Genomic DNA, 12236 nt, shown 5'->3' on the forward strand with positions numbered 1-12236 from the left:
TGTCACTTGGCCAAGAAAAAAGCCCGGGGCGGGTGCCTCGGGCTTTTTCTGATTTGTACGCCTGATGGCTGCTGCGATTACTCGCGGTTGCCGAACAGGGACAGAAGCATCATGAACAGGTTGATGAAGTCCAGGTACAGACGCAGCGCGCCCATAATGGCTTTCTTGCCTGCTACTTCGCTGTCATCAACAGCTGCATACATTTCCTTGATCTGCTGGGTGTCGTAGGCGGTGAGGCCTGCGAATACCAGAACGCCAACCACGGAGATTGCGAACTGCAGAGCAGAAGACGCAAGGAAGAGGTTGACCACAGACGCGATGATGATGCCGATCAGGCCCATGAACAAGAAGGAACCCCAAGCGGAGAGGTCTTTCTTGGTGGTGTAGCCGAACAGGCTCAGCGCGCCAAAGGAAGCTGCAGAGATGAAGAATACACGAGCAATGGAGTTGCCGGTGTAAACGATGAAGATCGATGAGAGAGAAACACCCATCAAAGCTGCAAATGCCCAGAAGGTCATTTGTGCGGCGGATGCGCTCATCTTATTGATCCGTGCGCTCAGGAAGAACACGAAACCAAGTGGAGCAAGCATAACAACCCACTTCAGCGGGCTACCATACAGTGCAACACCAAGGCTGGTGAGCAAAGTATTACCCATCTGAGCTGCTGCCATAGATGGATCAGTCGTCGTCGCCATCATTGAGGTGAGCAGTGCGAGCACACCGGTGATTGCAACACCGACTGCCATGTAGTTGTAAACGCGAAGCATGTAGGCGCGCAGACCAGCGTCAAATGCGGCTGCATTGGCATGAGAGCCAGCCATTCCATACCGCGTAGAATTATTGCGGTCGAAGGTCGCCATGTGGATCCTCTCTCTTGTTAAACACGTGTTTGCTGTTGGTCATACCAAACAGCACGGGTGACTGACCCGAGTTACATATCAGCAAATATGGTGGGAAAAAGGGCGTAAGACAAGAGTGCACCCTGCCGATTTTTGTAAAATCGCCCCTTAAAGCAAGGTCTTTTGGTATAAACTTGGTAAAACCGGACCCTATTATTAACCAGTTGTAATGTTGCTGGTGGTGCAAGACCTTAGCCGGAAAATAGAAGAGTTGGTCTGTTAACTCATAATTCTGAGAGATGTGGACTGCATCTGCGTCGATCAACGCTTTTTTACTTGATGCAGTCCACGGAGTTTTACAGATTTCGTAAAACGGGTGCAGGTTTTTCTCCCAACACTCTCCAAGTGCCCAGTAATCCGAAGCCTACTGTGAAGATGAGAGCGCCGATAATGGCGGTGATGGCCGTTACGGGCAGAAGGGTGAAGCTGCCTTCCATCACACCTGTGATGATGAAGTAAGCTGCAAGCGAGCCTGTAAACAGGGCGAAGATTGCGGTGGTACCACCAAGGATCAGGTATTCCAGAATGTATGCCTTGATGAGACGGCCGCGTGTGGCGCCCAGTGTTTTCAGGATAACGGCATCATAGATGCGGCTTTGATGACCTGCTGCCAATGCACCTGCCAGAACCAGCACACTTGCGAGGAGTGTGATGGAGGAGGCTCCACGGATGGCCCATGCCAACTGACCGACAAGGTCATTTACTTGTGCGATGGCATCTTTCACTCTGATCGACGTGATGGTTGGGAAGGCTTGTGTGACTTCCTTCAATAGATCAAGCTCTTGTTGCAAGGTTGCTTCGCCTGGCCAGCCGACGGTTGCCAGATGGGTGTGCGGTGCGCCTGCGAAAGTGTTTGGTGAGAAGATCATCACGAAGTTGATGGACATGCTTTCCCAGTCCACCGTGCGGAAGTTCGCAATTTTCGCAGAGATCTGACGTCCAAGCACGTTGACTGTGATCTTATCGCCTACACTCAAGCCCAGCTCGCGGGCGTTGTCGTCAGAGAAGGATACAAGCGGTTCACCGGTGTAATCCTTCGGCCACCATTCGCCTGCTGTCACGACGGAGTTTTCAGGCAGGGTTTCAGAATATGTGATGCCGCGGTCGCCACGCAGGATCCATTCCGCTTCTGGTGGAGCGGGATAGTCTGAGGCAGGGATGTCTTTCAGCGCGACGATGTTTCCGCGCAGCATTGGAACTGCGTTGAACTCTGTGCCTGCTGCTTTTTCAGTAACGAGAGCTTCGAAGGCGTCTTTCTCGTGGTTTTGAATATCGACGAAGAAGAAGCTTGGAGCCTGCTCCTGAGCGGCCTGATTGAGTTCACGGCGTAGATTGCCATCAATCAGAGCCAAAGCGACCAATAGTGATAAGCCGAGGCCGAGTGAGAGCACGACGGATGGTGTCAGGGCGCCGGGGCGGTAGATGTTGGTGATCGCCAGACGCAGCTCTGTAGAGCGGACTGTTGGCACCTTCCGCGCTGCGGCCATGATGAGGCGGGCAACGACGAGCAATAGCAGATATGTGCCTGTACATGCGCCGATGAAGATGATGGCGATGGTTTTGTCGTAGGCCATGACAAGGGCAAGGCCAGCCAGCAGAACCAGTGTCACCGCAGCACCTGCGATATATAGCGGCTTTGGATAGCGGCTGCGGGTGCTGACTTCATCACGGAACAGCACGGTTGGTGCGATGTCGTGTGCTCTGCCGAGTGGCCACAGGGCAAAGGCGAGGGCGGTGAGATAGCCGTACGCCATGCCAAGCAGCAGCTGAAGCGGGTAGACTGCCTGTACTGCGTTGATTGGTAAAATGGATTGCAAGGCTGCCATGGCGACAAGTGGGATCAAGGCGCCCAGTGCCATGCCGATGATAATGCCAATAGTGGCGAGCACCATCATCTGAATGAGGTAGACCTTGAAGACAAAGCCGCCTGATGCGCCGAGGCATTTGAAGCTGGCAATGACTTCCCGGCGGGTATCCATGTAACTGCGCACAGCGTTTGCTACACCAACACCGCCAACCACGAGGGACGTGATACCGATGAGCGTGAGGAACTGGGCGAAGCGCTGAATGTTCCGTTGCAGGCTTGGGGCTGCTTCCAACTTGGAGCGGATACGCCAACCAGCATCAGGGAACTGACTGTTTGTCCGGTCAATGGCTTGCTGGAGCTGATCTTCCGGCACGTTGTCGCCCATGCGGACGCGGTACGTGTAGTTGACCAATGAGCCAGGGCGGATCAGGCCAGTGTCTTGCAATGCTTCCTGAGAGATGAGGAGGCGAGGACCGACTGTCATGCCTGACGAGAGTTTGTCCGGTTCCAGTTCAATTGTATCGGCGATGCGGAACTCGGTTTTGCCGACTGCAATCTGGTCACCAACTTCCAGACCAAGGCGTGCCAGCAGGGCAACTTCAGCCACAGCATTGCGCAGGCCTTCTGTTCTGCCGCTGATGGTCGCTTGCAGGTCCTTGCCAGAGGAGAGGTCGAACTCACCAATCAACGGGTAGGGATTATCAACTGCCTTCAGCTCAACCAGTGTCTGGTTACCTGCGGTGTCGGTACGGGCCATCGCCCGCAGGCTGGAGATTCTGGAGATGTCGCCCATACTTTGCAGGTGGGCGAGCTGATCTGGTGTTGCTTCTCGGTGAATGAGAGAGAATGCGAGGTCGCCGCCAAGGATGGCCTGACCTTCTGCTGAAATGCCTTCTGTCAGCGCACGGGAAAAGGAGGCAACGCCAGCAATGGCGGCCACGCCCAGTGCGATACAGGCGATGAAAACGTAAAACCCTTTGAGGCCGCCCCGCATTTCGCGCAGGGCAAAACGGGCTGCAAGGCCAAAGCCGGGCTGGAAACCGTTTGAGTTGCTTTGGCTCATTGGGCGCGTACCTCACGCACAGCAGGTGTTTCTTCCTCAACGGTGCCGGAATGCACCCGGATCTTGCGTTGACAACGGTCTGCCAGAGACGGATCGTGGGTGACGAGAACCAGTGTGGTGTTCTTGCGCTCCTGCGCATTAAACATCAGCTCGATGATTTGCTCACCAGTAGTTTCGTCCAGATTGCCTGTTGGCTCATCTGCGATCAGAATTTCAGGGTTGGTGACGAGGGCACGGGCGACGGCAACGCGTTGCTGTTCACCGCCAGAAAGCTGAGTTGGGTAGTGATTGAGGCGGTGGCCAAGGCCAACGGCTTCCAGCTCTTCCTTCGCACGATCAAATGCTTTGAAGTCACCAGAAAGCTCAAGAGGTACAGCGACATTTTCCAGAGCGGTCATGTTTGGGACCAGGTGGAAGGATTGGAAGATGATGCCGACGTTCTGACCACGGAAACGGGCGAGTTGATCCTCGCTCATTGCGCCGAGTTCCTGCCCTGCGGCTTTGACGGTGCCTTTGTCTGCGCGTTCCAGACCTGCCATTACCATGAGCAAAGTAGATTTGCCTGAGCCGGATGGTCCAACGAGGCCAACGCTTTCGCCGGTGCTGATAGAAAGATCAATACCTTTGAGAATATGGGTGCGGCCTGCGCCATGGCCCAGGCTGAGGTGAACGCCGTTTAAGTCTAATGCGGGATTACCTGTCATTCTTCTACCTTGATGTGCAGGCGATGCAAATCTCTGAATTACATCTTATAATAAATTTGTTGGCGGCTCTTGTCGCAGCCGCACTTGGGAAGCATATGGGTAGGGTGGATTGCATCGTCCAGCTCGGTTTGAAAAAATCTAAGGTATTTGAATGTCTGGATCACGAAAAGTTGAAGCTAAATCTGGTGTGCTGCGTTTTTTCAGTGGTGCTGTCGTTGCGCTGGGCCTTGCGTTTGCAGGTACTTCAACCGGAATGGCGCAGGATGGAGCCGAGCCGGTGAAGCTGGTTGCCTTTGGCGATAGCCTGACGGCTGGTTATCAATTGCCACCTGAAGATGCCTTTCCCGTAAAGCTGGAGAAGGCTTTGCAAGAGCGGGGCTATAACATCACCGTGGTCAATGCTGGCGTATCTGGTGATACCAGCTCAGGTGGCCTTTCACGGCTCGACTGGTCAGTGGGCGATGACGTAGACGGAGTGATCCTTGAACTGGGTGCCAACGATGCGTTGCGCGGGCTGGATCCGTCTATTACGCGCAAAAACCTGGATGCAATGCTGGAACGGTTGGGATCTCGCGATATTCCGGTGCTGTTGGCTGGCATGATGGCACCGCCTAATCTGGGTGATCAGTATGGTCAGGAGTTCAACTCCATCTATGGTGAACTTGCGCAGAAGCATGATGCGTTGCTTTATCCGTTTTTTCTGGACGGTGTGGCAGCGGAACCTGAGCTAAACCTTGGTGATGGCATGCATCCAACGGGTAAAGGTGTTTCGATCATTGTCGAAAAAATTCTGCCTTCTGTTGAACTGCTCATCGAACAGGCTAAATCATAAGAGCTGATACTCTTCCTTTTCAGGCTGGAACGCAGAGTCTGCTTTAAAGTATTGACTTACTGCGCCTTCCTGTCGGAAAAACACATCCTACTTTTCGAAGATGTGCTTGGTATGCTTACCAGGCCACTTCCTCTGCCGACCTCCATCCATGAGGCAGATTTAGCAATACAGAATTCGGGGCATGATCCGTTGTCTTTGGACGAGGCTGGATCTTTGTCCTTTATGTCCAATAAGGGCGTGAGAATGAAAAGCAGCTTGGGGCTGCAAATGGGGAATACATGGAATTTCGTAAATTGGGGCGTACAGACCTCAACGTTTCCAGCATCTGTCTTGGTACGATGACATGGGGTGAACAAAACACCGAAGCTGAAGGCCATGCTCAAATGGATTATTCCTTAGAGCAGGGCATCAATTTCTTCGATACTGCAGAGCTTTATGCTGTGCCGCCGAAGCCAGAGACCAAAGGCCGTACTGAAGAAATTATCGGAACATGGTTCAAGAAATCCGGTAACCGCGACAAGGTTGTTCTGGCAACCAAGGTTGTTGGCCGTTCTGCTCAGGACTGGCATCGTGAAGATGGTTCCACAAGCCAGCTTTCTCGTGTGCAGATCATGGAAGCCGTGGATGCCAGCCTGAAGCGTTTGCAGACAGACTATATCGACCTTTACCAGCTGCACTGGCCAGATCGTAATGTGTCCGGCTTTGGTTCTGTCAGCACCATCTGGCAGGATGCGGACCCGGCAGAAGACGAAAATGCGATCCATGAGACTCTTGAAATTATGCAGGAGCTCGTGAAAGCAGGTAAAATCCGTCATTTCGGTCTTTCCAACGAAAGCCCTTGGGGCACCATGAAGTTTGTGCAGGAATCTGAAGCGCGTGGATTGCCACGGGTTCAGTCTATCCAGAATGCTTATTCTCTGGTGAACCGCTTGTTTGAAGTGGGCGGTGCCGAGATTGCACAGCGGGAGAATGTTGGTCTGCTGGCGTACTCTTCTCTGGCACAGGGGTATCTGACTGGTAAATACCGGAATGGTGCGTTGCCAGCTGGTGCGCGTAAAACACTGTTCAAGCGCCTTGGCCGTTATGAGAACCCGTTTGGTCAGAAAGCTATTGATGCGTATTGCGACCTGGCAGAAGAGCTGGGTGTTGATCCAGCAGTTATGGCGCTTTCGTTTGCTCATTCCCGTTCATTCGTGACCTCTGTGATCATTGGTGCGACGAACATGGAGCAGCTGGCGACGGATATTCGTGCAACAGACTTTGAGATGACTGATGAGGTTGTGGCACGGATTAATGATATCCATCTGCAGTACTCCAATCCATGTCCGTGATTGGCAGATAGTTCTCTTTTATCTGCAGAGACAGAAATGTGCCGGAGCCTTGTGTGGGCTTCGGCATTTTTTGTTTTAAGGGGTGGAAAGAAAATCCCCAGATGTTCGTAGAGCTGTGATTTTCTGCTTGTACTCTGGCGTTAAACGTGAGCTAATTTATCATCTGCATTAGCGGAGGGTCCTGATATGCCTCGCCTTTTCACTGGCCTAGAGCTGCCTTCGGGCACCGGGATGATGTTGAGCCTTATGCGCGGAGGGCTGCGCGGCGCTCGATGGATCGACCCAGAAAACTACCACATCACATTACGGTTTATAGGCGATATTGACGATCGCATTGCTGACGAAGTTGCCTATGAGCTGGCACGGGTGCATCGTGCTCCGTTGACGATCAAGCTGACCGGGCTGGGATCGTTTGGGGGAGCCAAACCACATGCGCTTTGGGCACGCGTTGAACCCACTCAGGAGTTGGCGGAGCTTCAAGCTGAGCAAGAGCGCATCTTGCAGCGGCTCGGCCTACAAGCTGCTCGGCGCAAATATACGCCGCATGTGACATTGGCTCGGTTGAGGGGAACATCCCCTGCAGAGTTGGCACATTGGCTCGAGATACGTGGTGAATTCTCAGCGCCTGCATTCACCGCTGGGCGGTTTGTGCTCTTCTCAGCAAAAGCGGCAGTGGGTGGCGGGCCGTATCTGGTGGAAGAAAGCTATCCGCTGGCTGCCTGACGTGATGGGTTGATGGGGAGAGATGCCGTACTGGTGCACGCGTCTCTGCGGGTAGGACCGCTTAGGGCAGGTAGGAGGAGACGTTCTCCATTATCTGACTGCTCTGTCTCTCCAGCCGCCATGAGGTTTGGTGTACTAAGCCTGCTGCTGAGTGGGTTCCTGTCAGCTGATAGATGTCTTTGTTCAGGAAGGCGAGCAGTTCGTCTAGTTCCTGACGCGGGACATAACTGAGGGCGCCAGTTACATGCGCGTAGGCCAATGATGCTGGTTTAGCTGGAATAGTGTTAGTCGCTGTTTTCACTCGATATCGGATCAGCTTTGATTTGGGCTCAAGCCGTACAAGCTTTGATTTTGCTTTGAGCGGTTTCAGAGAGGACTTTGCTGGATAGCGTATGAGTTTGCTGTCGGTGGAAATTGGTTTCAATGCATTCTTAGAGGGGGCACTGATTTGAGTAAGGCCCGGGCCAACGGCGCGGGTCTGGGTTAATGCCCAGGTGCTACCAGCTAATGCCAGTGCTGAGCCCACGACAAGACTTGCAAAAATAAGAGGCCGCAACATCGCGCTCTCCAGTTCGATATAAATTAAATAAAAATTTAACTAAAATGTACCGTGCAAATTGCATAATGCAACCGGAGATGGTGAATTTATTAGCGTAAAGTTAAAATCGATAATTTGGTCCGGTTGTAAGTTAATTGTATTCAGCAAAAAAATTTAGAAAAATTGCATATGAACATGTTGCAGCCACAGTCATCAGAGAAATTGATCTAAGAAAAACAAAGGATAGAGGTCTGTTTATGGGAATGGATCGACTAATCGAGCAACAAATTCGCCGATCACAGATGAATGGTTCTATGGATCACCTTGAAGGTGCGGGAAAACCTATCCCCAGAAGGTCCGGGACAAATTTCGCTCAGAGCGCACAAATGAGTGTGGTGAATGGAGCTGGTGGTAGCATTCAGGGAGAACTGACTCTGCGCCGCGAGATCTCCACATTGGAAGATCAGCTTAAAGCTGCGACCAAGACTGACGAGCGATTTGAAATAAGAAAGACGCTTATGGATAAGCGCCTTGAACTCTCAGTTTATGAAGAAGCGCGACGGAAATAGTCGCGCTTCCTGTTCTTTTCGGGAAAACGCTTTACAGCTCGGTTTCATCCAGCAAACGGCGTGCGATAACTTGCGCCTGAATTTCTGCTGCGCCCTCAAAGATTGAGAGAATACGTGCATCGCAGAGTACGCGAGAGATCGGGTATTCCTGTGCAAAGCCGTTGCCGCCATGGATCTGCAATGCGTTGTCTGCTGCAGCCCAGGCCACGCGTGCACCCAGTAGTTTCGCCATGCCTGCTTCCAGATCACAACGTCGGCCACTGTCTTTCTCCCAAGCAGAGAAATAGGTGAGCTGGCGGGCGATCATGGTTTCGCAGGCGATGATGGCGAGCTTGTCTGACACGCGCGGGAAATTGATGAGTGATTTGCCAAACTGGACACGCTCTTGCGCATAACGCAGGCCAAGGTCCAGAGCGCATTGAGCGACGCCGATTGCACGGGCGGCGGTTTGAATGCGGGCGGACTCGAATGTCTGCATGAGTTGTTTGAAGCCCTGACCTTCCACCTGACCCAGCAGGTTTTCGTCTTTGACTTCAAAACCGTCAAACGCAATCTCGTATTCCTTCATGCCGCGGTAGCCGAGAACTTCAATCTCACCACCTGACATGCCTTCAGCCGGGAATGGCTCGGCATCTGTTCCGCGAGGCTTTTCCGCGATGAACATGGACAGGCCTTTGTAACCAGGCTCTTCCGGCTTGGTGCGGGTGAGCAGGGTCATGATGTCGGCACGGACCGGGTGGGTGATCCATGTTTTGTTGCCGGAGACCTTCCATGTGTCGCCGTCTTTAACTGCGCGTGTTTTTAGTGATGCGAGGTCGGAACCGGTGTTTGGTTCGGTGAAGACTGCGGTTGGCAGAGTTTCACCAGAGGCGATGCGTGGAAGCCACTTGGCTTTCTGTTCTTCCGTACCGCCGCCGAGAATGAGTTCTGCTGCAATTTCGGAGCGGGTGCCAAGGGAGCCAACACCGATATAGGCGCGGGAGAGTTCCTCTGAGACCACGCACATGGATTCTTTGCCAAGACCCATGCCGCCGAACTCTTCAGGAATCGTCAGGCCGAATACGCCCATCTCTGCCATCTCATTGATGATCTCAAGAGGGATGTATTCGTTTTTCAGGTGCCATTCGTGAGCAAACGGAGTGACCTTTGCTTCGGCAAATTTTCGCATCTCTTCTCGAATTTGCTCGTAGGTCTCGTCCAGTCCAGTTGCGCCAATGGTGGATTGACCTTCTGCGTGCTGCATGAGTTCTGCAAGACGCGTGCGCAGAGCTGGTTGGGTGCCGTCTGCGATGACTGCTTCAACAGCTTCTGTGTGATGACTGTTGGCTTCACTGCGGCTGATGCCCAGGTCAGAGAGGCGAAGGATTTCGCCCTGACTCATTGGCAGCCCGCCAAAGACTTGTGCGGTGTATTCTGCAAGACCAATGCGCAGGATCAGGCTTTCCACTTCGCCGAAGGTGCCTTCGGTTTCCAGCCGTTCGCCGTATGCGTTCAGCTGCTTGAGGGCTTCCACATAAGTTGCAAGCCAGGCAAGACCATGGGTGGCGCGCTGTTCCTGCTCCATGAGAGCGGAGGCGATGCGGCCATCTTTCAATACGCGCAGTTTTACGTTTTTGCGCGCGATGCCAAGCAGAGCTTCAAGAGATTTTAGCGCCTGAGCACGTGTTTCTTTCGATGGTGCGACTGCTTGTTCTATTGTATTCACCGTTTCCGACACGGCTTGCCTCCCTCAATCCACTCGGTCATTGTGCACTGCAAACTTAAATGGGATGTGTATTTGTGCAATGCCCTAAAGGTGGGAGCTTTCTTCATGAATATTTCTTGAAGTCCCGTCTATTATCTAACTTGAAACTTACAGAGAGACAGACCAGATCAGTTTTATGAAGAAACGTGGCCTTTGGGGAAAATTGTATCAGGTGCTTGCAGATGCTCTCGGGCATTTTAACTCTGATGATGGCTATGCTGTGGCGAGCCATGTGGCTTTGTCATCGTTGATGGCTCTGTTTCCATTTTTGATATTTGTGGCGGCGTTCTCAGGTTTTCTTGGTCTGAACTCGGTTGCGCAAAGTGCGACAGAGTTGATCTTTGATGTCTGGCCCGAACGTGTGGCTGGCCCGGTTTCTGGTGAAATCAAAGCTGTTCTCACTCAGCCGCGTGGTGATTTGCTGACCTTTGGTGTGGTCGTCACGCTGTGGTTCTCGTCCAATGGCGTTGAGGCCATGCGAGTTGGATTGAACCGTGCTTATCGTGTTCGAGATAATCGCAGTTGGTTCTTCTGCCGAACACAATCCATTCTGGCCGTTCTGATTGGAACAGCTGTTTTGATGGTTTCAACGTTCCTGATCGTGTTTGGTCCGCTGGCTTGGGAATGGGCTGTTCATCTGGCACCGGTTATGGAGCAGTTTAGCTACAAGGCGAATATTGTCCGTTATGGCATCACATCTTTGTTGCTGATGTTTGCTCTGCTGGCAGCTCATATGTATCTGCCGGCTGGCCGTCGTAGCTTCTTTGAAGTGTTGCCCGGTATTATACTGACAATGATCCTCTGGATTATCGCTGGTACAGCCTTTGGTGCTTATCTGGCGCGGTGGGCGAACTATGTGTCTTTGTATGCTGGTCTAGCTGGTATTATGACGGCCATCATCTTTATGTATCTGACAGCCGTCATCTTTATTCTAGGCGGCGAGTTTAATGCGGCGCTTATGCGTGTTCGCCGTGTGAACCAGCGTGTTGAGGCTGGTCCTTGTTCTGATGCAGAAGGCTGAGCTTAAGCTTTCTGCTTTGGCCGACAAACTGCGATTGCTACCACAACGATTGCCATGCCAATCAGCTGAATGAAGTTGAGCGTCTCTCCGAAAAGGAAGTAGCTTTCGATGGCTGCTGCGACGGGTGTCAGGTAGAACAGCGTTGCTGTTGTTGACGCGGCTCCATGCTGGAGCAGGTACATGAGCAGCAGGACTGCCCCCACAGACAACACAATGACCAGCCATGCCAGCGCGAAGATCAGATCTCCTGACCAGGTGATGACCCAGCTTTCCGTCATGGACAGCGGCAGCGTTATGAGCAAGGCGCCGAAATACTGGTAGAAGATGCCTGTGACCAGATCCGTATTCGTTGGCTGGCGCTTTTGCCATGTGGTGCCGAAGGCGATGCCAAGGGTTGCCACAAAGGCGGCTGCTACAGTCCAAAGAGGGATCTGCGCAACGCCGCTTCCCATCTTAGGCAGGATCACCAGCACGATACCAACAAACCCGGCGGCCAGGCCGATCCATTGGCGCGGCGTCACATCTTCTTTCAGCAGGAAATATGCAAGTGTGCCGGTGATGAAAGGCTGCAGACCAGTGATGAGAGCGGTTACGCCTGCTGGCATCCCATTGTCGATGGCCCAGAAGACCCCCGAGAGATAGATGCCATGGACCAGCATGCCTGTGATGACGGCATGGAGGACCTGCTGGCGCGTTAAGGCAAAGCTTCTACCAGATAGCCGGATAATGATGCCCATCAACGGCAGGACGAGTAGAAAGCGGAGACTCAAGAACGCAAAAGGCTCTGAGTAGGGCGCTCCAAGGCGTGCACCGATGAAACCGGTGGACCAGAGCAAAACGAAGATAATGGGAACTAATTTGGTAAGCGAGAGCAATGGTGTGTCTTATTTTTATGCGTCCTTAGCACATGACGCTGGGTGGGGTGAGCAACAAAATCATTTGTGCGATGCATTATTTGTAATCTTTAAACGATTTGAACCTATACCTGTGAGGAATAATTAAAAA

The 12236-nt window shown here is 52.6% G+C and carries 11 protein-coding genes; 5 read left to right on the top strand and 6 right to left on the bottom strand.

The features are described 5' to 3' along the window. Nucleotides 1-77 precede the first annotated feature (77 nt). From DHN43_RS12095 to DHN43_RS12105, 3 genes are all read right to left on the bottom strand, one after another. Nucleotides 78-860, bottom strand: coding sequence for a Bax inhibitor-1/YccA family protein (locus DHN43_RS12095; RefSeq protein WP_057463488.1), 783 nt, complete (start codon nucleotides 858-860; stop codon nucleotides 78-80). A 335-nt stretch (nucleotides 861-1195) separates the two neighbouring features. Further along, on the bottom strand, nucleotides 1196-3769 hold the full coding sequence (locus DHN43_RS12100; RefSeq protein ID WP_108818713.1) for an ABC transporter permease: 2574 nt from the start codon (nucleotides 3767-3769) through the stop codon (nucleotides 1196-1198). Next, nucleotides 3766-4473 (bottom strand): ABC transporter ATP-binding protein, encoded by a 708-nt coding sequence (locus DHN43_RS12105; RefSeq protein WP_108818714.1) that lies wholly within the window; start codon nucleotides 4471-4473, stop codon nucleotides 3766-3768. The genes DHN43_RS12100 and DHN43_RS12105 overlap by 4 nt, the downstream gene beginning before the upstream one ends. A gap of 151 nt (nucleotides 4474-4624) precedes the next feature. On the opposite strand from DHN43_RS12105, the gene DHN43_RS12110 reads away from it, so the two are divergent. From DHN43_RS12110 to thpR, 3 genes are all read left to right on the top strand, one after another. Beyond that, a complete protein-coding gene (locus DHN43_RS12110) occupies nucleotides 4625-5305 on the top strand; it encodes an arylesterase (RefSeq protein WP_108818715.1) in 681 nt (226 codons plus the stop codon). 278 nt (nucleotides 5306-5583) lie between these two features. Then, complete coding sequence (locus tag DHN43_RS12115; RefSeq protein WP_108818716.1) at nucleotides 5584-6636, top strand: aldo/keto reductase; 1053 nt, start codon at nucleotides 5584-5586, stop codon at nucleotides 6634-6636. Nucleotides 6637-6822: 186 nt separating this feature from the next. Further along, nucleotides 6823-7359 (top strand): RNA 2',3'-cyclic phosphodiesterase, encoded by a 537-nt coding sequence (gene thpR / locus DHN43_RS12120; protein WP_108818717.1) that lies wholly within the window; start codon nucleotides 6823-6825, stop codon nucleotides 7357-7359. 61 nt (nucleotides 7360-7420) lie between these two features. On the opposite strand, the gene DHN43_RS12125 is transcribed toward thpR, so the two are convergent. Further along, complete coding sequence (locus DHN43_RS12125) at nucleotides 7421-7918, bottom strand: hypothetical protein (RefSeq protein WP_108818718.1); 498 nt, start codon at nucleotides 7916-7918, stop codon at nucleotides 7421-7423. Nucleotides 7919-8160: 242 nt separating this feature from the next. Here DHN43_RS12125 and DHN43_RS27405 point away from each other — a divergent pair, with 242 nt between their 5' ends. Then, entirely contained in the window at nucleotides 8161-8466 is a 306-nt protein-coding gene (locus DHN43_RS27405) for a DnaJ family domain-containing protein (protein WP_082596895.1), read from the top strand. Nucleotides 8467-8497: 31 nt separating this feature from the next. Here the strand turns inward: DHN43_RS27405 and DHN43_RS12135 are convergent, their stop codons facing one another. Beyond that, a complete protein-coding gene (locus DHN43_RS12135) occupies nucleotides 8498-10171 on the bottom strand; it encodes an acyl-CoA dehydrogenase family protein (RefSeq protein ID WP_063305109.1) in 1674 nt (557 codons plus the stop codon). A 175-nt stretch (nucleotides 10172-10346) separates the two neighbouring features. On the opposite strand from DHN43_RS12135, the gene DHN43_RS12140 reads away from it, so the two are divergent. Continuing rightward, nucleotides 10347-11231, top strand: coding sequence for a YihY/virulence factor BrkB family protein (locus DHN43_RS12140; protein WP_057463480.1), 885 nt, complete (start codon nucleotides 10347-10349; stop codon nucleotides 11229-11231). A 2-nt stretch (nucleotides 11232-11233) separates the two neighbouring features. Here the strand turns inward: DHN43_RS12140 and DHN43_RS12145 are convergent, their stop codons facing one another. Further along, complete coding sequence (locus tag DHN43_RS12145; protein WP_208995257.1) at nucleotides 11234-12106, bottom strand: DMT family transporter; 873 nt, start codon at nucleotides 12104-12106, stop codon at nucleotides 11234-11236. Nucleotides 12107-12236 lie beyond the last annotated feature (130 nt).

The sequence above is a fragment of the Pseudovibrio sp. Alg231-02 genome (assembly GCF_900143565.1).
Taxonomy (GTDB): Bacteria; Pseudomonadota; Alphaproteobacteria; order Rhizobiales; family Stappiaceae; genus Pseudovibrio.